The organism is Flavisolibacter ginsenosidimutans, from assembly GCF_007970805.1.
Taxonomy (GTDB): domain Bacteria; phylum Bacteroidota; class Bacteroidia; order Chitinophagales; family Chitinophagaceae; genus Flavisolibacter; species Flavisolibacter ginsenosidimutans.
On sequence record NZ_CP042433.1, the window covers coordinates 3344008 to 3364109 of the forward strand.

General features: G+C 47.1%; 19 protein-coding genes. 10 read left to right on the forward strand and 9 right to left on the reverse strand.

The genetic code is table 11. From position 1 onward, the window contains the following. The first annotated feature begins 103 nt into the window (after window positions 1-103). Window positions 104-1234 (forward strand): glycosyltransferase family 4 protein, encoded by a 1131-nt coding sequence (locus FSB75_RS13965; RefSeq protein ID WP_146788725.1) that lies wholly within the window; start codon window positions 104-106, stop codon window positions 1232-1234. A 182-nt stretch (window positions 1235-1416) separates the two neighbouring features. On the opposite strand, the gene FSB75_RS13970 is transcribed toward FSB75_RS13965, so the two are convergent. Next, on the reverse strand, window positions 1417-1656 hold the full coding sequence (locus tag FSB75_RS13970; protein ID WP_146788728.1) for a hypothetical protein: 240 nt from the start codon (window positions 1654-1656) through the stop codon (window positions 1417-1419). A gap of 398 nt (window positions 1657-2054) precedes the next feature. On the opposite strand from FSB75_RS13970, the gene murI reads away from it, so the two are divergent. Next, window positions 2055-2879: a glutamate racemase gene (murI, locus tag FSB75_RS13975; RefSeq protein WP_227990589.1), complete on the forward strand. Its 825-nt coding sequence runs from the start codon at window positions 2055-2057 to the stop codon at window positions 2877-2879. A gap of 14 nt (window positions 2880-2893) precedes the next feature. After that, window positions 2894-3823 (forward strand): DUF3078 domain-containing protein, encoded by a 930-nt coding sequence (locus FSB75_RS13980; RefSeq protein ID WP_146788731.1) that lies wholly within the window; start codon window positions 2894-2896, stop codon window positions 3821-3823. Here FSB75_RS13980 and FSB75_RS13985 read toward each other — a convergent pair. The 4 genes from FSB75_RS13985 to dnaN all read right to left on the reverse strand — a co-directional run bounded on the left by FSB75_RS13985 (window position 3820) and on the right by dnaN (window position 7402). Continuing rightward, complete coding sequence (locus FSB75_RS13985) at window positions 3820-4350, reverse strand: O-acetyl-ADP-ribose deacetylase (protein WP_146788734.1); 531 nt, start codon at window positions 4348-4350, stop codon at window positions 3820-3822. The genes FSB75_RS13980 and FSB75_RS13985 overlap by 4 nt on opposite strands. 20 nt (window positions 4351-4370) lie before the next feature. Continuing rightward, window positions 4371-5087, reverse strand: a complete 717-nt coding sequence (gene kdsB, locus FSB75_RS13990; protein WP_146788737.1) for a 3-deoxy-manno-octulosonate cytidylyltransferase — start codon at window positions 5085-5087, stop codon at window positions 4371-4373. Between the two features lie 99 nt (window positions 5088-5186). Further along, window positions 5187-6011: a sterol desaturase family protein gene (locus FSB75_RS13995; RefSeq protein WP_146788741.1), complete on the reverse strand. Its 825-nt coding sequence runs from the start codon at window positions 6009-6011 to the stop codon at window positions 5187-5189. Window positions 6012-6286: 275 nt separating this feature from the next. Then, the gene (gene dnaN, locus FSB75_RS14000; RefSeq protein WP_146788744.1) at window positions 6287-7402 is read right to left on the reverse strand and encodes a DNA polymerase III subunit beta; all 1116 of its coding nucleotides are present in this window, start codon (window positions 7400-7402) and stop codon (window positions 6287-6289) included. 276 nt (window positions 7403-7678) lie between these two features. Between dnaN and FSB75_RS14005 the strand changes: the two genes are divergently transcribed. From FSB75_RS14005 to FSB75_RS14030, 6 genes are all read left to right on the forward strand, one after another. Beyond that, window positions 7679-9016: a type III secretion system chaperone family protein gene (locus FSB75_RS14005; protein WP_146788748.1), complete on the forward strand. Its 1338-nt coding sequence runs from the start codon at window positions 7679-7681 to the stop codon at window positions 9014-9016. After that, window positions 9013-10113, forward strand: coding sequence for a trypsin-like peptidase domain-containing protein (locus FSB75_RS14010; RefSeq protein ID WP_146788751.1), 1101 nt, complete (start codon window positions 9013-9015; stop codon window positions 10111-10113). Before FSB75_RS14005 ends, FSB75_RS14010 begins: the two co-directional genes overlap by 4 nt. 37 nt (window positions 10114-10150) lie before the next feature. Beyond that, window positions 10151-10627 carry a regulatory protein RecX gene (locus FSB75_RS14015; protein ID WP_146788755.1) on the forward strand — a complete coding sequence of 159 codons (477 nt, stop codon included), beginning with the start codon at window positions 10151-10153 and terminating at the stop codon, window positions 10625-10627. A gap of 28 nt (window positions 10628-10655) precedes the next feature. Beyond that, window positions 10656-10847 (forward strand): hypothetical protein, encoded by a 192-nt coding sequence (locus FSB75_RS14020; RefSeq protein WP_146788757.1) that lies wholly within the window; start codon window positions 10656-10658, stop codon window positions 10845-10847. Window positions 10848-10904: 57 nt separating this feature from the next. After that, complete coding sequence (locus tag FSB75_RS14025; protein ID WP_146788760.1) at window positions 10905-12551, forward strand: ArnT family glycosyltransferase; 1647 nt, start codon at window positions 10905-10907, stop codon at window positions 12549-12551. Window positions 12552-12750: 199 nt separating this feature from the next. Then, a complete protein-coding gene (locus tag FSB75_RS14030) occupies window positions 12751-13224 on the forward strand; it encodes a hypothetical protein (RefSeq protein ID WP_146788763.1) in 474 nt (157 codons plus the stop codon). A 159-nt stretch (window positions 13225-13383) separates the two neighbouring features. Here the strand turns inward: FSB75_RS14030 and tatC are convergent, their stop codons facing one another. The 3 genes from tatC to gmk all read right to left on the reverse strand — a co-directional run bounded on the left by tatC (window position 13384) and on the right by gmk (window position 16379). Further along, entirely contained in the window at window positions 13384-14238 is an 855-nt protein-coding gene (tatC, locus tag FSB75_RS14035; protein ID WP_146788766.1) for a twin-arginine translocase subunit TatC, read from the reverse strand. 196 nt (window positions 14239-14434) lie between these two features. Continuing rightward, a complete protein-coding gene (locus FSB75_RS14040; protein WP_146788770.1) occupies window positions 14435-15691 on the reverse strand; it encodes a hemolysin family protein in 1257 nt (418 codons plus the stop codon). Between the two features lie 97 nt (window positions 15692-15788). After that, window positions 15789-16379, reverse strand: coding sequence for a guanylate kinase (gene gmk / locus FSB75_RS14045; protein ID WP_146788772.1), 591 nt, complete (start codon window positions 16377-16379; stop codon window positions 15789-15791). A 142-nt stretch (window positions 16380-16521) separates the two neighbouring features. Between gmk and FSB75_RS14050 the strand changes: the two genes are divergently transcribed. Further along, entirely contained in the window at window positions 16522-17361 is an 840-nt protein-coding gene (locus FSB75_RS14050; RefSeq protein WP_146788774.1) for a helix-turn-helix domain-containing protein, read from the forward strand. A gap of 251 nt (window positions 17362-17612) precedes the next feature. Here FSB75_RS14050 and FSB75_RS14055 read toward each other — a convergent pair whose 3' ends face one another. After that, window positions 17613-20084 (reverse strand): outer membrane beta-barrel protein, encoded by a 2472-nt coding sequence (locus FSB75_RS14055; protein ID WP_146788776.1) that lies wholly within the window; start codon window positions 20082-20084, stop codon window positions 17613-17615. Between the last annotated feature and the right edge of the window lie 18 nt (window positions 20085-20102).

Genomic DNA, 20102 nt, shown 5'->3' on the forward strand with positions numbered 1-20102 from the left:
GAATGGTGACGCGCCTCAACATTTTCCACACTTTTTCGTTTGTCGAAACTAACAGCGGCTTTAAAGTCCTTCTTCGTTTGTCGGCAATGTACCTTTGGCCGCTATGGTTATTGCGGTGAACACAAGGTTTCTGCTGCCGGGTAAACTGGAGGGTTTTGGCTATTTTACCAAAGAAGTGTTGCAGCCGCTAACGGCAAAGCATCCCGAACACCAATTCCATTTTTTCTTTGACCGGCCTTTTGACAAGAGCTATCTTTTTTCAAGCAACGTGCAAGGGCATGTTCTATCTCCGCCGGCTCGCCATCCCCTGCTTTGGAAATACTGGTTTGATGTGAAGGTGCCGCAGCTTTTAAAAAAGGTAAAAGCCGATGTCTTTCTTTCACCCGACGGGCAATGTTCATTAACCACCAAAGTGCCGCAGGTTTTGGTGGTGCACGACCTGGGCTTTTTGCATCATCCCGAAAGTTATCAAACCAGTCATCTTCGTTATTACAAACATTACACACCCAAGTTTATTAATAAGGCAAAAAGGGTGATAACCGTTTCGGAATTTTCGAAGCAGGACATCGTTCAGCAATACAAAGTCAGTGAAGAAAAAATCAGTGTGGTGCACAACGGCGTGAAGGACATTTTTGCGCCAATATATTTTGACGAACAAACAGCCGTAAAAGAAAAGCACACCGGCGGGCTTGAATATTTTTTATACGCCGGCGCCATTCAGCCGCGCAAAAACTTAATTAATCTTCTCAAAGCCTTTTCTGTTTTTAAACGGCGGTTACAAAGCTCCATGAAGCTGGTGCTTGCCGGAAGATTGGCCTGGAAGAACGACGAATTTTTGTCCTTGCTCAAAACCTACAAATACAAAGACGACGTGGTGCTCACCGGTTATTTAGAAGAAGGCGAACTCGCTAAGCTAATGGCGTCTGCCTATGCTTTTGTTTATCCTTCCTTGTTTGAAGGTTTTGGCTTGCCGGTGATGGAAGCGATGAAATGCGGCGTGCCGGTGCTCACCTCAAAAGCATCTTCCATGGAAGAAATCAGCGAAGGCACGGCGATGGTTTTTGACCCGCAGAACGTAGATGAAATAGCCGATGCCTTAATGCGGATTTACAAAGATGAAGTAGGAAGGAAACTGTTGATTGAAAAAGGAAAGATCGTTGCGGAAAAGTATAGTTGGGAGAAGACAGCGGAGGGTGTTTGGGAGGAATTACTGAAAGCAGTAAGTAACCGTTGACTTCATTGCTTCCGTTGGCGTCTTCGCCAACGGATTATGAAACTTAACCAAAATGGCTCGTTGGCGCGGACGCCAACAAGAGCTACAGAAGACGGCGGAGGGAGTCTGGAAGGAGTTGATGAAGACCTTGCAATAAATTACTTGCATTGGCATAGTTATGCCAATGCAAGTAATAAGCGTTATTATTTGTTAAATAAATAAACTTGTTGTTGTGGGATGGCTGGGTCGTACGATGCCGTTTGCCCGTTGTATTTTATAGAAAGACGCGGGTACAAGCAATAACAAGCGCTAGTATCGGCTTCGCAAATGGAATAATGCTTATAGTCCACGAAGAGCGTATCAATATCCGCATTTGAAAATTCTAAGTAATAGTCTTTGATGTTGTTGTCTGCGCTTTTATAGCCGATGTCTTTCGTGAGCATTGCCCCTAAATTATAACCGTCTGAACCAGCCCGCCCAAAATCGTACACATAATTTTTTGTGCCGTTCGATAGGTAGTAAAGTCTTAGATTATTAAGTGTGCTGTCAGCAAGCCTTTGTCCATTTATTTTCAGAACAAAATAGAAAGTATAAGGTAATAGATAACCCATAAAAGCTGGGCAATCATTGGCTGGTTTTTTTTACAAGAAAGAAAAATAAGCGAGGCTATTAAAAAAGTAAGCCCAAAAAATTGTTTCATGGTTTTTTGTTTTTTTACGCCGTTGTTGGTATGCCGCTACGCTTTGTGCGTTGGCGTATCAACAATGACGAAAAATACAACTTACCTGCGAACAAAACCATCTCTTCCTCACGCCTAACTTTGAACTTTAAACTTTCGACTTTGAACTCTCCCATCGGTGTTTTTGATTCGGGCTACGGCGGGCTTACGGTGTTGCGTGAATTTGTGAACAAACTGCCGCAATACGATTATCTCTACCTCGGCGACAATGCCCGTTCGCCTTACGGCACGCGAAGTTTTGAAACCGTTTATCGTTATACACTTCAATGCGTGGAGTGGTTGCTCAAACAAAACTGCCCGCTGATTATTCTTGCCTGCAACACCGCGTCGGCAAAGGCTTTGCGCAGCATTCAGCAAAACGATTTGCAACGATTGAGCCCCACCGCAAGAGTGCTCGGCGTCATTCGTCCCACCACGGAAATCATCGGCAAGCACACAACTACCAACAGCATCGGCATACTGGCAACAAACGGCACGGTGCAATCGGGCTCGTATCAAATTGAGATTGAAAAATTCTTTCCCGGCGTGAAGATTGAACAGGAAGCTTGTCCCATGTGGGTGCCACTTGTAGAGAACAACGAGCATCAAACCGAAGGCGCCGATTACTTTGTCAAAAAACATCTTGACAACATCTTAGACCGAAACAAAAACATTGATACCCTCTTGCTTGCTTGCACGCATTATCCCTTGCTAAAAGAAAAGATTGAAAAGTATCTACCCAACAACGTGAAGCTTCTTTCGCAAGGTGAGATCGTAGCGCACAGCCTCGACGATTACCTGCAGCGCCATCCCGAAATAGAAAGCCGTATTTCGAAAGAAGGCAAACTAAATTTTTACACCACCGATTCCGCCCAAGATTTCAACACCAAAGCTTCTATCTTTTTTGGCGAAGCAACCGAAGCTCTGCACGTAGATTTGCAGGTGTAACAAAGCCCTCGCTTATGAAAGTTTTTCTTCCGGCAATAATGTTTTGCCTTTTTGCGCAATTTTCTTTTGCGCAAGACCAAACCGTAAAAGGACTCAAAGACGAATCGGCCAAAACCATCAAAAAAGACGAAAAAGATACGGCCAACATTACCTGGCGAAAAGGAGGTTTGTACAGCCTTAACCTGGCGCAGGGTTCCTTGAGCAATTGGGCCGCCGGCGGCGATGAGTTTTCGTTGTCGGTTACATCGTATTTAAACCTGTTTAGCTTTTACAAAAAAGACCGGCACAGTTGGGACAACACGCTTGACTTCAGTTTCGGTTACCTGAAAACAACCAGTCTTGGCGCAAGAAAAAACGACGACCGGCTCGACTTTCTTTCGAAATACGGATATTCAATTGCCAAACACTGGAACCTTTCGGCGCTTTTTAATTTCCGTTCGCAACTGGCAAGAGGTTATACTTATCCCGCTAACGTTCGCACGTTTTCATCGGCCTTTCTTTCGCCGGCTTACGTGCTGCTTAGCCTTGGCGTTGATTACAAGCCCGGACCGAATTTTTCTTTTTTCATCTCACCGGTTACCAGCCGTTGGATCATTGTAAAGAACGATTCGCTTTCTGCGAAAGGTTTGTACGGCGTGAAACCCGGAGAACACAGCGCAGAAGAGTTCGGAGCCTTTGCCAGCGCCAATTACATTAAAGACATTAACAAGAGCGTTCAGTATCGCGGACGCCTTGATCTGTTTTCAAACTACAAACACAACCCACAGAACGTAGACTTGTTTATGACCAACGTGTTCTCGGTAAAGCTTTCAAAACTTTTGGCCGCCACCTGGAACATTGATTTAATTTACGACGATGATGTGCGCTTGTTTGGAAAGAACGCACATTCGCCGGCGCTGCAAATTAAGTCGTTGATTGGCGTGGGCCTGCAGGCAAAATTTTAAGAAGAAATCTTTTGAACCTCTGATTGAATCAGCCGGAAATTTTCTTCGTCGAAGCAAACAAAAATTACTTTGTCTATCGCTCTTTCGTTGGCCAAAAATTCGTTCACCGCTTGCACGGCAATCGTTGCGGCAGCGGCTTTTGGAAAGCCGTAAACGCCAGTGCTGATGGCCGGGAAAGCAACAGTTTTACAATTGTTGTCAACCGCTAATTGCAAGGAGTTTCGATAAGCATTTGCAAGCAAAATTCTTTCGTTTCTATTGCCGCCGTTCCAAACCGGACCAACGGTATGAATGACAAATTTTGCGGGCAGATTTCCCGCGGTTGTGATCACCGCTTCGCCGGTTTTGCAACCGCCTTGCCGCGCAACAATCTTTTTGCATTCTTCCAAAATGGCCGGGCCGCCGGCACGGTGAATGGCGCCGTCAACGCCGCCACCGCCCATCAGCGATGAATTGGCCGCGTTTACAATTGCGTCAACTTTCATCCGGGTTATATCTCCTTTTGTTACTTCTACTTTGTCTTGCATAAAGGGCTTTTTAAAAGAGATTACAATAATTCTTCGGCTCTTGCCAAATCTTCCGGCGTGTCAATTTCCACGCCCATAAAATCTGTCACCACCATGCGCATGGGCACGCCGTTTTCGAGAAAGCGAAGGCACTCTACTTTCTCCGCGTCTTCCAGCGGCGAAACAGGCCAGGTAGTAAAATCAATCAAGGCTTGCTTGCGAAAAGCATACACACCGATGTGTTCGTAATAGGTGATGGGAATGGCCTTGTTTCGCGGATAAGGAATCACGCTGCGGCTGAAGAAAAGTGCGTTCATGTGCTTGTCCACGCAAACCTTCACATAATTCGGATCGGCTATCAGTGTTTCATCGTTCAACACTTGCATTAACGAACCTACTTGTACGGATGGATGCTCAAATTGTTCGAGCAATTTTTCCAACGGTTCTTTTTTTACAAAAGGCGTATCGCCCTGCACGTTCACAATCACGTCGGCTTGCAGGTTTTGCGCGGCTTCGGCAATGCGGTCGGTGCCGCTTTCGTGTTCACCGGTTGTCATTACCGCTTTGCCTCCATGCGAAACAATTTCATTGAAGATGATCTCGCTGTCCGTAGCCACAATCACTTCGTCAAACAAACCCGTGGCAACCGTGGCATCGTACGTGTGCCGGATGACGGATTTGCCTTTCAATTCGGCCATCAACTTTCCTTTGAACCGTGTGGCTCCGTATCGTGCGGGAATGAGTGCGATAGATTTCATGAGGGCAAAAATAGTGAGGAGTGGGTGAGGTCAGAAGTCAGAAATAAGAAGTCGGAATTAAGAGAAAAATATCTGACTTCTGGCCTCCGGTTTCTGTCTTCAGGTCTTCATTTTTCCAAATGGCCGCTTCAATAATTGCATAAAATTTTCGTCGTGTTCGTTTGGATAATATCTATCGAGGCCGTACTTCAGTTGAGAAGGTTCCAGTTCGCGGTAAGTACCAAACAAACGATCCCAAATGGAAAGCACCGCGCCGTAATTGCTATCAGTATATGGTTGCTGCCAGTGGTGATGAACCTTGTGCATGTTGGGCGACACAAAGAAGTAACTAAGCGCATTATCAACTTTGTGTGGCAGGCTAATGTTGGCGTGTGTAAACGCAACGAAAAAAACGAGGATGGTTTGGTAAATCATCAGCGAGTAAACCGGTGCGCCGGCAACCACCGTTGCCAGTAAAAAGAAGACACCGCGAATGATGCTTTCCACCGGGTGATGCCGAAGGCCCGTTGTTGCATCCACGTTGTTATCGGCGTGGTGCACCGTGTGAAAGCGCCACAGCGCAAAGGTTTGGTGCAACGCAAAATGCGCCATCCAGCCGATGAAAAGATCATAAACAAAAAACGAAAGCACGATGGTCATCAGCAGATTTGCGTGTACCCAATGCACCAGGCCAATGTTTTGACGTTGGCACCAATCGGCCAGCAACACGATCAAAACCGCAATGCCGGTTTGAATAACAAGATGCATGACCGTAAAGGAGAAGTTAACCACCGCGTGGCGGGTTTTGTTCTTTTTGTAATGCGGCTCCAACAGCGGAACGGCGCCTTCAAGTATCCAGAAGAAAAGCAAGCCGCCTACCAAAAACAGCAGGCGTTGTACGGGGTGTTGTTCAAGTGTTTTAAAATAGTCAAGCACGTTTTCCATACAGCAAGAAAAAAGGTTGTCAACCGTGAATATACTGAAAGAAGGAAAGCCGCTTAAGGTGGCATTGCCTGTTTGGTGGACGCAGATTCTCTTTGCCGTGCGTTGTTCTGGACGTACAAGAGTGCGACGCAACGGAAGCCGAACAGAATTACTAAAGCTCGTCTTCTAAAAAGAAAAACGCTCAACCAAAGGCATGATTGAGCGTTCAAAGTCTTTTCGAAAAGCAAGGGCTGTGCTTAGAAAGTCCCTCTACCGGAGGGATTTAGGGAAGGCCGTTACTGGTTCAACATCAGTGGCATCACCAGCATCAGCAAATCTTCGTCTTCGTCTTTCTCCGTGGGCTTGATTAATCCGGCTTTTGTTGGCGTGGAGAGTTCCATGCGCACTTCGTCGCTGTCGGCGGCGTTCAGCATTTCAATCAGAAAACGTGCGTTGAAAGCAATGGTAATGTCTTCACCGTCGTACTGGCATTTCATGCGTTCGTTTCCTTCAAACGAAAAGTCAACGTCCTGCGCGGCCAGTTGCAGTTCGCTGCCGTTGATCTGGAGCGCCACTTGATTGGTGCTCTTGTTGGAGAAGATGCTCACGCGGCGCAAAGCGCTTTGAAAATCGCCTTTGCCCACCGTCATTTTGTAAGGATTATCGGCCGGGATAACGACTTTGTAATCGGGGAACCGTGCATCTATCAAACGACAACTCATTTGCGTGGTGCCGTGCTTAACAAACAAGTGATTGCTGTTGTAGCTTACGGTGATCTCGTCTTCGTTCACCGGCAGCGCCGACTTTAAAAGATTGAGCGGCTTTTTGGGAACGATGAAAGAATCGTTTTTAGGGCAGCTTACATCGGTGCGCTTATAGCGAACGAGGCGGTGCGCATCGGTGGCCACAAATTGAATGTAGTCTTTGTTGAGTTCGAAGAAAACGCCGGTCATAGCGGGCCGCAAGTCATCGTTGCTCACAGCAAACAACGTTTTGCTGATGGCGGTTACGAGTGCCGATGAGGTCATCGTAAACGAAGTTGTGTCGTCGGCAGCGGGTTCTTTCGGAAAGTTGTCGGGGTTCTCGCCCATAACCTTGTACTTGCCGTTGTCGCTCGTAATTTCAATGGCGAAGTTCTTGTCAATATTAAAAGAGAGCGGCTGGTCGGGAATGTTCTTCAGCGAGTCCATCAGGATTTTTGCCGGGATGCAAACCTTGCCCGCTTCCTTTGCTTCAATGTCCAGTTGCACCCGCATCACGGTTTCCAGGTCGGTGGCCACCACGCTCAGCTTGTTCTTTTCAATTTCAAATAAAAAATCTTCGAGAATGGGAAGAACCGTGTTGGCATTGATGACGCCGTTGATGTGTTGCAGTTGTTTCAGCAGGCTGGAAGAGGAAACGATAAACTTCATGTTCGTACAATTTCAGTGGAGGCGAAACTAAGGATTTTTGCCGCAAAGTTTAGGACTGTTTATCAACGCCAATCCCTTCCTAACTTTCGCGTTTTAGAGCCTCTTGCGGCCCGTATTTTGAAGGAATGTTTAGCCCTGAAAGTTTGCAACAAATGTTCGCCGTTCACGGTCTGCCGTGGCCAAAGCAATGCACGCCACAAACGTTAAACGGCGAACGTTGAACTGTAAACCGCGAACGTATTTTTGCAAGTCGAATGTTTGCGTTTAAAATGAAATATGCTGGAAAAAATCTTTAGCTGGTCCAAAAAGAAAGAAGGAGAGGAAGAAGGGCGAAGCAACGAGCCGTCCATTCGTTTTGGGCGCTACTCAGACAACAACAAGCCCGTACCCAAAGTAGAAAAATGGAACGAGGCCGAAAGCCTGTTCAAAGAAAAAAAATACGACGAGAGCATCGCCGCTTTTTTTGATTACCTGCGCGACGAAGCCGAGGACAACGTGCGGCTGGTAAAGGAAGCAGGGCAATCCAAGTTCCTGTTTTACCAGGGCTCAAAAATCGTTCGCGGCTACTTCAACAACGAAAGGCTGGAAGCCGAAATTGCGCTGGCGCAGATGCCACAACCCAGTGTGCCCGTGATGCGCCGCCTGCTGGAGATGAACTTCAGTTTGTACTACAGCCGCTATGCCTTACACGAAGGAAAGATTTACATGTTCTTCGACAGCGATATTGAAACCGCCAACCCCAGCAAATTGTATTATGGCTTAAAAGAACTGGCCACCAAGGCCGACAAACAGGACGACCTGTTGGTAGCGGATTTCACCACGCTGCTGCCCGTTGACGTGGAGCACATCGTGCAAATCCCGGATGAAGAAAAAGCCGTCAAGCACAAATTTTTCAGGCAGTGGATTGAAGAGACGATCAATCTTATCGGCACCGTTGACAACGACAAATACTCCGGAGGCATTGCTTACCTGCTGCTGGCGCTTGCTTACCGCATTGATTACCTCGTTGTGCCCGAAGGCAAGCTGCAGGCCGAGTTGGAAAAAATCGTGGAAATTTATTTCCGCAAAGACAACCGCCCCGTCACCGAAAAAAATGGTGAGATGATGGACTGCTTTCAAAAGCTGGCTACGAAGGACAAGACCGAATTTTATCCTTACCTCTTCCGCTCAAAACATACCTTTTCCATTGTAACGCCGCAGAATTACAAAACCGTTGCGGACGCCATCTACAACGCCAACCAAAACATTGGCTGGTATCGCGAACACAAGATGCCCGATGTTGCGGCCCGCATCAGCGAATACGGTTTTTCGTACTGTCAGTATTCGTACAGTTTGCCAAAACCCGTCACCGAATTGTTTCAACTGTTTATGATGATCAATTACCCGGACTATTTTATCGCCCTGGGTTATACCGATGTTTTTTATGACAAGGAGAAAGGCGAATACAACAAAGAGAAAATTAAAGAATACGTTGATGTCGTCATTGCCCGCTGGAAAGAAAAATATCCCGAACTAAAATTTGATGTGGAAAAGCTGAAGTACGAAAACCCGGTGGCTTTCAACCAAACCTTTACAACGGAAGTCGAGTACCTTAATTTAGAAAGCAAACAATGACAACCCAACAGATTATAGAACTCTTTCGCCCGGCAATTATTCAGATTGCAACACAAGGAAGTACCGGCACCGGCTTTTACGTAAAAGAGTTTGATCTCATTGTAACCAACGAACACGTGGCCGGCAAAAACGCCGAAGTCACCATTGCCGGACGCCTCTTTGAAAAGCGCATTGCAAGGGTGTGGTACACCGATAAAAAACACGACCTCGCTTTTTTGCAACCGCCTGCCGATGTGGTGTTGCCCGAAGTGAAACTGGGCGATTACGAAGACGTGCAGGACGGCGAAGTGGTGGTGGCCATCGGCCATCCGTTTGGTTTGAACTATACCGCTACCCAAGGCGTGATTTCAAAGCGGGACCGTGTTCGCGACGGCGTCAAATACATACAGATTGACGCAGCCATCAATCCCGGCAACAGTGGCGGACCGCTGGTTAATAAAAAGGGTGAAATCATCGGCATCAATTCTTTCATCATCAAAGGTGGCGACAACCTTGGCTTTGCCTTGCCGGTGAGTTACATCCGCGAAGCACTGCAACTTTATCTTCCGTACCGGGGACAGCCTTCTACGCGTTGCCACAGTTGCAACAACCTGGTGCTTGCATCGAACATCGAAGCCACAAAATATTGTCCGTATTGCGGCACCGAAGTAAAGCTGCCGCAAATGCCGGAGAAAGAATCAAAGCCCGTTGGCATAGCCAAAACCGTTGAAGAAATTTTAGGCGAGTTGGGTAAAGAAGTAAAGCTGGCGAGAGACGGCAACAACAACTGGAGCGTGAAAGAAGGCGGCGCCAAAATCAAAATCAATTACAATCCCGAAAATTATTTCGTGGCCGGCGATGCCTATCTCTGCCAATTGCCGTCCGACACCACGATGATAAAACCGCTTTACCAGTTTTTACTGGAAGAAAACTTTAAGCTCGATGGACTTGTGTTGAGTTGCCTGCGGCAAAACATCGTGCTTTCCTGCATCATGTACGACTTGGACATGACGAAAGAAAACGGCATCGAAATGTTTCGCGACCTCTTTCAAAAAGCCGATTATTACGACACGCTGCTGGAGAAAGAATACGGGTGTCAGGAGTTGCTGGAAGAATAAATTCCCCCTGTCTCCCTAAAGGGGACAGGGGAATCGTATGCAAAAAAAACATCTCACAAAGGAGCAAGCCATCATGAAACTGCGGCAATACTGCGCTTACCAGGAACGCAGCCACAGCGAGGTGCAGCAAAAGCTTTGGGATTTGGGCGTGTGGCGTTCGGAGCACGATGCCATCATCTCTTCTTTAATTGAAGACGATTACCTGAACGAAGAACGTTTTGCAAAAGCCTTCGTCGGCGGAAAGTTTCGGATGAAGGATTGGGGCCGTAAAAAAATTTATTACGGCCTGAAAGAAAAAGGTGTGAGCGAATACATCATCAAGCGGGCCATGAAAGAAATTGACGACGAAGCATACGGCAAAACACTCCATGAACTGGCCGAAAAAAAATACGCCTTGCTTAAGGGCGAACAATACTTGGTGCGCAAGAAAAAAACGATGGATTACCTTTTGCAAAAAGGCTACGAACCGGCGCTGGTAACAAGCATCGTAAACAGTTTTGGCGGCAAAGAATAAAGTATTTTCGTGGGTAAATTTCCTTTGCATGAAACACCTGCTGCTTTCCTGCTTTTCATTCCTCTCTCTTTTCCTTTTTGCCCAAACCGATTCAATCCGAAAGATTAAACCGGGCCAGCAAACCAGCTTCGACAAATACGAGTTGCTCATCATTGCCCTTGTGGGTTTGCTCCTGCTCATGGGTTTGCGGTTTTGGTTTAAACGAACAAGAAAGCAATAAGCGCCGGCCGCTCAAATCAACCAGATGCCTGTAATTCCGCATCTTTGAAAAATCCTTATGCCACGCAAACTTCCCGCAGAAATTATCATTGTTATTGGCGCACTTCTCTTGTTTGTTCCCTTCTTGGGCACAACGCATTTGTTTGATTGGGACGAGATCAACTTTGCCGAAGCCAGCCGCGAAATGCTGGTGACGCACAATTACGCCATTCCGCAAATTGCCTTTGAACCCTTTTGGGAAAAGCCGCCGCTGTTTTTTTGGTTGCAAGTGCTTTGCATGAAACTTTTCGGCGTAAACGAATTTGCCGCACGACTGCCCAATGCGCTTTGCGGCGTACTTACGCTGGTTCTTCTTTACCGCCTTGGAAAAAAATTAGTGAACGAACAGTTTGGCTGGATGTGGGTTCTTGTTTATGCAGGTTCGCTTCTTCCGCAGTTGTATTTCAAGTCGGGCATCATTGATCCGTGGTTCAACCTTTTTATTTTTTTGGCGGTTTACCAATTAAGCGTTTATTCCGATGCAAGGCCCAGCCGCCCGCTGAGGCGCATTGTTCTTGCCGGCTTGTTTACCGGCCTTGCCGTGATGACGAAAGGCCCGGTGGCTTTGCTCATCACTGGTTTGTGTTACGGCGTGTTTGCCATCGGCACAAGGTTTCGAAACTTCATGAAGCCGCTGCACATCTTGCTCTTTTTGGCCGTAACGGGGCTGGCCGGCGGACTTTGGTTTATTGCCTTGCTGGCAAACGGGCAGCAGCACATCATCACCGAATTTATTCTTTACCAGGTCCGCCTTTTTCAAACCGAAGACGCGGGCCACGGCGGACCGTTTTTTTACCATTTTATCATCCTGCTCATTGGTTGTTTTCCCGCTGCAGCGTTAAGCATTCTTTCCATGCGCATCGGCAATCGCGTAAACGAAACGCCACGCCATTTTCACCGCTGGATGATGATTTTGTTTTGGGTGACGCTTCTGTTATTTTCGATTGTCAAAACAAAGATTGTTCATTATTCTTCGCTTTGCTATTTTCCACTAACCTATCTCGCCACCGTTAGCTTTTATCATTTGTACCGCCGCAAATGGAACTTGCCAAGTTGGAACAAGTGGTTACAAGTTGCCACCGGCCTTTTGCTGTCCCTGCTCATTCTTACCGTTACGTTTATTGATCAACTGAAGCCCTACCTTTTGCAACCCGGAAGAATAAAAGATGCCTTTGCAAGAGCAAACCTGCAGGCGCAGGTTGAATGGAGCGGCTGGGAAAAATTACCCGGACTGATTTTGTTGGCCGGTGTCGTTGTATTTGTGCTTCGCGTGAACCAGAGTGTACGCAGGGCTTTGGTGGCTTTGTTTGTAGCAGCGCTTGTTGGCATCAACTTAACCATCGTTCTCATCACGCCCAAAGTAGAGCCTTACTCGCAAGGCGCGGCGATAGAATTTTACCAAAGCAAGAAGGCCGAAAATGCGTTAGTTGAGCCGCTGCGCTTTAAAAGTTATGCGCATCTTTTTTACACGATGCGTCCGCCGCAGTTTACGCGAAGTTTGGCCGATAGTATTAAACAATTCAACACACATCCGGAAGTCCCGGTTTATTACGTGGGCAAGATTCAGAACAAGGATGAGAACGAAAGGGAGATGCCCTACCTGCAAAAGCTTTACGAGAAGAACGGTTTTGTGTTTTACAAGCGAAATTCGGGCAACACACCGTGATGAAGTTGCTTACTTGCCCAATAACGGACAAGGCGTACAAGAGTGCGACGCAACGATGCTCAATGTACAGGTGGGCTTCTGGCTCCTAAAATTTCTTCCGTTTAAACTCCTTGCTTTCCGTTTGTCCATTGGACAAAATTTTCTGTCCTCCATTTTATGGAACGCGGTGGCTTTGGCGTCTTAGCAAAAAACCAATTTTATGCAGAAACGAATGTTCGTAGCCATCCTTGCCGCAGTCGTTGTTTATTCGGCTTCGGCACAAATCACGCAAAAAGATGAAGCGCCGAAACCGCCTCCACCGCCCAGGCCTCTTGTTAAAAAAATGAAAGACGTTCCGCCTCCTCCGCCACCACCTTCGGAGCCGCCACCGCCCGATGCGCCGCCCCCTCCGCCGCCTCCATCATTGGCAAACGATGCTCAATTACCCGATGACTTTACTGCCTTTATGAAACGAAATCTTTCGGTAAAAGGCGTATCATGGAAGAACGATGATGAGATGATTATTCGTTTGAAATCGGGCGAGGAAGAACGCTACAACCTGAACGATGCGCAAAGCAAAAAGGCAGCGGAAACAAAATACGGCGAGTTGCCGCAGGCACCACCGCCTCCGCCGGCGCCGCCCGTACCACCGGCTCCGCCAAGACCGCCGAAAATGAAAGGCACCTTGTCATAATAAAAAATCCCGCAGTGTTTGCGGGATTTTTTTGATGGAGAGAGCGTTTACAAAAAATATCTTCTTTTCAGGACAAGCGATGGACGTGTTCCTACTCTCCTTCGTCATTCGTCATCCTTAGCGAAGTCGAAGGGCCTTAATCGCCTGTTCTGCGGTTCCCTAACTCCACTCTTTTTCTTCCTCGGCTTTTTGCTTGTCGATGCGGCGTGTAAGCAGGATGCTGACACCGTACAAAAGCAGCAACGGAATGGCCACTGTCATCTGGCTGATAACGTCGGGGCCCGGTGTGATGACGCCAGCAACGATCATGATGATGACGACGGCATACTTCCACATGCGGCGCAAATAACTTGCGGATACGATGCCAATTTTTGCCAGTAAAATCATGAGTAACGGAAGCTGAAACGCAAGCCCGGAGCCAAGCACAAGTGGAATTAACGTATCAAAATACGAAGCAATAGTCCAGCGGTTTTCAATGTTCTCGTCGAGTTGAAAATTGCCAAAGAAGTTCAATGTGTAAGGGGCAATTACAAAATAGCCAAAGGCCACGCCGATGAAAAAAAGAACCGATACCCAAAAGATAACGCCACGGGTATTCTTCAGTTCTTTCTTGGTTAAAGCCGGCCGGATGAAGCGCCAGAACTCCCAGAAGATGTACGGGAAAGCGAGGATGATGCCGCCAATCAGCATCACTGAAATAAAGGTGCTAAACTGGTTGGCCACGCCGGTGCTTTGCATTTGAATGCTGAGTCCTTTCATGCAAAGCGCTTTTTCCAGGTTCAGGTAACGGCCAATGCGGCACAAAACGCCGTAAGTCGGAAAGTCGGAATGGGTAGGGCCGAGTAAAATTCTCTTCACCACAAAATCGCGGTAAACAACAATTAAAATGGCGCCAATCGTAATGGCCAATACACTTCGGAAAAGATGCCCGCGCAGAACTTCCAGGTGGTCAATGAACGACATCTCTGCTCTTTCGTCGTTTCCCCCGCCGCGCTTAAAAAAAGATAAAGCCATGGGAGCGAAGATAAGGAGTCAGGAGTCAGAATTCAGGAGTCAGGAGCCGTTAATGCTACCGGACAACGTTGTTATGGACAAAGTTTTTGATGTATAAAACAAAACAGTGAAGGCAATTCAGCACCGCTGCAATAGAAAGAACTATCACAATTTAGAAGCTCTGCCTCCTGACTCCTGAATTCTGACTCCTGACTCCTTACTTCAGTACTTTCAGCTTCACCATTTCAATGCGGGTGTCGCTGACACTGAGGATGTCGAATTCAAAATCATCAATGATGATGTGCTCTTTTTGGCGCGGAATGGTTTCGTGGTGAGAGATGATGAAACCTGAAAGGGTTTCCGATTCATTCTCCGGAAAATGGAGGTTGTATTTTTCACTGATGTAATCCAGTTCCAAACGGCCTGCGAAGATGTATTCGTTTTCGGCCAGTTGCTTTTCTACAAATTCCTCGCTGTCGTATTCGTCGTGTATCTCGCCAAAAATTTCTTCCAGTACGTCTTCCATCGTAACAATACCGGCGGTGCCGCCAAACTCGTCCACCACCCAGGCAATGCTTTTTCGTTCGCGGGTAAACTTGCCGATTAAATCCGCGGCGCTCATGCTTTCGGGAACGGCGGGTATGGGCAACAAAATGCTTTGAATGGTTTGCGGGCCTTTAAACAAATCAAGTTGGTGGATGTAGCCAACGATATCGTCAATGTTTTTTTCATAGACCACCAACTTGCTCAGCTTTGTTTCAATGAGTTTTTTCTTTGCTTCTTCCACGCTGCACGAAAGGTCCACGCCAATCACTTCCTTGCGGGGCACAAGGCACTGCCTGATTTTTACTTTCGGCAATTCAAGGGCATTCTCAAAAAGTTCGGTGTTCATTTCTTCGGGCTCAAAATCGGTGTTGTCGTTTTGTAGAAAAAGCGTCTCTGAAGTATTGCCCGAAAGGTTGTCTTTGGTGTCGCGTACCCGCACGTTAAAAATATATTTGAGCGACCAATTGGCCATGCTTAAAAACAACCGCGCCACCGGCAAAAAAATTCCGTAAAGCACGTTGATGATGAAAACAAAGCGGGTGAGAATAAAATTGCTGTGCGCCCGGAAGATAGCCCGTGGAATGAACTCGCCGAGAATGAGCACAACAAAGGTGGCGAGAATGATGTTGAGTCCAACCCGCACGCCTTGGTAATAAAGTCCCATTGCGTTCCACAACGTGTCGGTAATGTTTACAAAAAGCAGGGCAAAGCTCACCAGGAAGAGTGTGAAGCCAATGAGCATGGTGCTCAAAAAAAGCTCGGGGTTTTCAAAATAACGCGAAAGGATGACCGCGTCGTAGCGGCCTTGTTTTTTGCGCAGTTCAATGCCGAAACGGTTGACGCTGTAAAAGGCCATTTCAATGCCTGCAAAAAAACCCATCATGAGCAACGTGACAATAAACCACGCGATTGTACTTACGGCTATCATTGGAGTAAAGATAGAAATTAGTTGATTGGTTGATTAGTTGCTCGGTTGATTCGCTACAACCTTTCTTTACCAGTCAACCAATCAACTAATTAACCGGTCAACCATTTTGTGATTTCAAAAAAGCCTGCACAATCTCCTCCGCTTCGGCGCAGGCATTTTCCAAATCGGAGTTGACGATGACTTTGTTGAAGTACGTTTTGAAGCTGATTTCGTAAGCGGCTTTGTTTACTCTTGCGTTCAGCGATTCTTCGCTTTCGGTGCCGCGACCGGTGAGGCGGCGGCGCAGTTCGTCCACGCTTGGCGGTTCAATGAAAATCGAAAGCGTGGTTTCGGGAAACTGCTGTTGCACGTGAATGGCGCCTTTTACGTCTATGTCCAACACCGGCGTTTTGCCTTCGCTCCAAATGCGCTGCAGTTCGGCTTTCAGCGTGCCGTAATATTTTCCTTCGTACACCATCTCCCACTCCACAAATTCTTCGTGCTGAATTTTGTTGGTGAACTCTTCCACACTCATGAAATAATAATCCGCGCCGTTCCTCTCTGCACCTCTTGCGGGCCTTGTGGCGGCCGAAATAGAGAAGGCCAGTTTATCGGGATACTTTGCCAGCAGATAGCGGGTGATGCTGGTTTTGCCCGCACCGGACGGCGCGGTAAGAATGATGATTTTTTGTTGGTTGTTGATGGTCATGCGTTGGTCGCGAAGGTAGAAGAAAAGTTCACTTGTTTACCTGTTCAGAGGTCCACCATGTTCGTTTCCTTCAGTATGGATTTTCTTTTACTACAATGAACAAGTGAACAGGTAAACAAGTGAACCGATTAACTTTAGACCTGTGCAGCACGTTGAGTTTTTTCATAAAGACCATTTTGAGAACCGCTACCGCCGCCGCAAGGCAAAGGGCTCCCTTTCGCAGTTCATTGATTTTTTTTGGGAGACTGATTTTGACGAACTCTTTGTTCAATACCCGGATGGCTTTTCCGATGCGCTGTTTCCCAACGTCGGTTACACGTATTTGATCAACCTGGGAACGCCTTGCGTAATGCAACTGGAAGACGAAAAATACGACATTAAAAATGACGGCTTTCTCCCGCGGCACAAGGCCATGATCTGCCATCATTCGACGGGCAATAAATTGTTTGGGATAAAGTTCAACGTATCGCCGGTGGTCTTTCAAAAGCGGGTTAATTTTTCGGAGTACCGCGAATACATTTTCCCGCTGGCTTATTTAATTGACCGCGCCGTGGTTGACAAAGTGAGAAAGGCCGGATCGTTTGAAGAGCGGGTAAAGATTTTATCGGATTATTACGAAGCCATCATTGCCGAAAACGAAGGTTCACTAAAACCGGTGGCCGTAGTCACCGAAATTTTGCAGGACTGTGCAACAAAGAATTCTTTTGATGTTTCCATTGAAGAACTTTCGAAACGATACGGCATCAGCACGCGAACGCTGCAACGTTATTTCGAAACATCCACGGGCATTACCAGCAAAAAGGCTTTGCAAATTCTACGCATTCGCAAGGCGGTAGAAGCGCTAACAAAGCACCCCGGCGATTTTCACTACAACCAATTTGGTTATTACGATTACAGCCATTTTCTTAAACACCTCAAACAATTTTTAACGCACCAAACGGTTACGGTTCTTCAACCGCATTTGAAGTTGTTGAAAGGTTAAGGGCCCATCCCGACCTTCCCGGTGGGAAGGCCATCAGGTCACAAGCCCAGCTTATGCACGATGCTTTGTCTGCTCAGTCGTGTTCTGAACGCGAAGTGTGCGACGCAACGAAAGCTTAATAGCGGGATTGAAGTTTGGCACAAAAAAAACTCAATCACAAAGCATGATTGAGTTTTTTTTGAGCGTATAAAAGCAAGTGTCTGTGTGTTGGTGGCCTTCCCCCCGGGAAGGTCGGGATGGGCCACCTAATTTTAATTTCCTCCCGCCCGTTGCCTTTCTTCTTCCGATGCCGTTGTTCGCTTGCGCGCCTGCTGCACTTTGTTGTTGCCAAAGCGATAGGTGAAAGAAATATTGGCCACACGGCTTTCGCGGTAAGCGTGCCAGTTCTCTACGTAGCTGCCTTTGTATTCCACTCTCGCTTTCGGAAGGCTGGTCCAGAAAATATCGGTGATGTTGAAACGTACCGTGCCCTTGCCGCCAATGATTGTTTTTTGCACGCCGGTACCGATGCCCCATTGCGGTTGCAGCTTCATGTAGCCGTAGCGGCCGCCGGTGTTCAGGTTTGCGTTCAACTCTGCTGACCAACCCTTCTTAAAGGTGAAACTGTTGTTGGTTCGAACGTTGGCCGCTACGGCGCCATCGTTCAGTTGAGCGCCGCTTAAGTTGCCGTTGAATTTGTTGTAAAACAAGTTTACGTTGTTCATCGAATTCCACCACTTGGTTATGCGTACAGGCAGCGATGCGGTAAGACCAAGATAGTCGGATGACGTTAAGTTCACCGGAATTTGCACGGTGATGTTGGAGTCTTGTCCCGGCTTGATTTCAAAGGTTGGAATCACGTCAAGGATCTTCGACAGCACAACGTTTTGCGCATCGGTTGTGTGGCTGTAGCCAAAAGTGAAGTTCAGGTTTTTCAAGGTATAATTCAGTTCGTATGACCAAGTGTATTGCGGTCTTATTAAAGGATCGCCGGTTGAATAAATCGTTGCGTCAACCTGGAAGAGAAAAGGATCAAGCATGTCGTAATTGGGGCGGTCAATGCGGCGGCTCACCGAAAGGCCGATGGTTTGTTCGGGCTTCAGTTTGTAGTTGAGGAAGGCGCTTGGAAACAACTGAAAATAATCGTTGTTGTATTTTCTATTGCCCTTCACCTGTTGTGTTTTCAATACGGTTTCTTCGCCGCGCAAGCCTATTTGGTAATTGAACTTTTTTACTTCCTTGCTGAAGTTGAGATAAGCTGCGTTGTTGTATTCTTCGTACAAAAAATGATTGGTCTTTGTATTGTCAACAACCGTTGCGGTGGGATAAACGTTGTAGAACTTCGCGTCTTTGTCGGACGAGACGTAGCTTGTCTTAAAACCTGCTTCCAGCTTTGCGCCGCCGGGTAATGGATTTACGTAATCAACCTTTGCGGTCTTTAGTGTAAGCTTACCGTTTTGGTCACCATCCAGTATGTCGTCTTCTTTTCTTTTCGTTCCGTTCAAGTTGTAGAAATATGAAGCCGTGCGGCTGAGTGCATGATTGTTGAACACACCGTAATCCACGTCGGCGGTTAACTCTCTTCCGGCCGTATCCAGCTTTTGTTTCAGGTTTACGTTTGCAACCGTGTTGTTGAACTTGTTGTTGTCGGTGCCGAGAGAATTGAAAAGAAAATCAGGTTTGAAGTTTATATCGTTCACGGTTGTACCAATCGTTGCCACACGATTAAATTGATTGAAGCTGCTGTTCACCACAAAGCCAACGATAGTGTTTTTTGACGGAAAGAAATCGGCGCCCAAACGTGCGTTGTTCGACTTGAACGGCATCCATGCATAATTGTCTTTGTCATCCGAACCTTTGAATACACCGCTCTGGTAAAAGTTGCGGTTGATGATAAGATGGTTCAGCATCTCACGGTCGTTGTGCGTGTAGTTTCCAAAAATATTTACGGCCTTGTTGCGATAATTAAAAGTGGCACCTGCGTTCCATTTTGGATAAACGCCTTGTCCGTAACCCCCGGTCAGCGTGCCGTTGTAGCCAAGACGCTGATCTTTCTTTAAACGGATGTCAATGATGCCCGAATTGCCCGCCGCATCGTATTTGCTCGAAGGGTTTGTAATGAGTTCGATGCGCTCAATGGCGTTCACCGGAAGGCCACGTAAGTAATTGGCTAAATCGGCGCTCGACATGGGCGAAGGCTTTCCGTCAATCATGATGATAACGCCTTGCTTTCCGCGCAGCGCAATGGCATCGTTCTGGTCAATGGTCACACCCGGCGAACGTTCCAGTACGTCAAAGGCCGAACTGCCTGCGTTCACCACGCTGTTCTCCACGTTTACAATCAGGCGGTCGTTCAAGCGTTGAATGAAAGGCTTTTTTGCCGTTACGGTAACGCCTTGCAGTTGCGAACCTGCTTTTGCCGTCATGCTGATTGCGGGTACGGAGGTTGTTTCACTTTCTTTTACGTCAAAGGCTTTGCTGTACGTTGTCGTTAAGCCAACGGCGCTAACACGAAGAAGATAAGTTGACGGAAGAAGGTTGTCTATTTCTGCAAGTCCGCTTTTGTCCGTAATCGCTGTTTTCACAAGCGCCGAATCTTTGCTGCGCAGCAATTCAATGGTGGCACCTTCAACGGGAGATTTCTGTTCGGTTAAAACAGTAAGGGCGGCTTTGCCTTTGCCACTTTGCGCAAAGGCGATGGTTGTCATCAGAACGGACAAGGCACCGATAAAAATTTTCCGCATAATCAATCGTATTTGCTG

What these genes read in the sequence shown, in the direction of transcription:
- FSB75_RS13965 (WP_146788725.1), top strand. Translation starts at nt 104, where the DNA reads ATGGTTATTGCGGTGAACACAAGGTTTCTGCTGCCGGGTAAACTGGAG.
- FSB75_RS13970 (WP_146788728.1), bottom strand. Translation starts at nt 1,656, where the DNA reads ATGCTCACGAAAGACATCGGCTATAAAAGCGCAGACAACAACATCAAA.
- FSB75_RS13980 (WP_146788731.1), top strand. Translation starts at nt 2,894, where the DNA reads ATGAAAGTTTTTCTTCCGGCAATAATGTTTTGCCTTTTTGCGCAATTT.
- FSB75_RS13985 (WP_146788734.1), bottom strand. Translation starts at nt 4,350, where the DNA reads ATGCAAGACAAAGTAGAAGTAACAAAAGGAGATATAACCCGGATGAAA.
- kdsB (WP_146788737.1), bottom strand. Translation starts at nt 5,087, where the DNA reads ATGAAATCTATCGCACTCATTCCCGCACGATACGGAGCCACACGGTTC.
- FSB75_RS13995 (WP_146788741.1), bottom strand. Translation starts at nt 6,011, where the DNA reads ATGGAAAACGTGCTTGACTATTTTAAAACACTTGAACAACACCCCGTA.
- dnaN (WP_146788744.1), bottom strand. Translation starts at nt 7,402, where the DNA reads ATGAAGTTTATCGTTTCCTCTTCCAGCCTGCTGAAACAACTGCAACAC.
- FSB75_RS14005 (WP_146788748.1), top strand. Translation starts at nt 7,679, where the DNA reads ATGCTGGAAAAAATCTTTAGCTGGTCCAAAAAGAAAGAAGGAGAGGAA.
- FSB75_RS14010 (WP_146788751.1), top strand. Translation starts at nt 9,013, where the DNA reads ATGACAACCCAACAGATTATAGAACTCTTTCGCCCGGCAATTATTCAG.
- FSB75_RS14015 (WP_146788755.1), top strand. Translation starts at nt 10,151, where the DNA reads ATGCAAAAAAAACATCTCACAAAGGAGCAAGCCATCATGAAACTGCGG.
- FSB75_RS14020 (WP_146788757.1), top strand. Translation starts at nt 10,656, where the DNA reads ATGAAACACCTGCTGCTTTCCTGCTTTTCATTCCTCTCTCTTTTCCTT.
- FSB75_RS14025 (WP_146788760.1), top strand. Translation starts at nt 10,905, where the DNA reads ATGCCACGCAAACTTCCCGCAGAAATTATCATTGTTATTGGCGCACTT.
- FSB75_RS14030 (WP_146788763.1), top strand. Translation starts at nt 12,751, where the DNA reads ATGCAGAAACGAATGTTCGTAGCCATCCTTGCCGCAGTCGTTGTTTAT.
- tatC (WP_146788766.1), bottom strand. Translation starts at nt 14,238, where the DNA reads ATGGCTTTATCTTTTTTTAAGCGCGGCGGGGGAAACGACGAAAGAGCA.
- FSB75_RS14040 (WP_146788770.1), bottom strand. Translation starts at nt 15,691, where the DNA reads ATGATAGCCGTAAGTACAATCGCGTGGTTTATTGTCACGTTGCTCATG.
- gmk (WP_146788772.1), bottom strand. Translation starts at nt 16,379, where the DNA reads ATGACCATCAACAACCAACAAAAAATCATCATTCTTACCGCGCCGTCC.
- FSB75_RS14055 (WP_146788776.1), bottom strand. Translation starts at nt 20,084, where the DNA reads ATGCGGAAAATTTTTATCGGTGCCTTGTCCGTTCTGATGACAACCATC.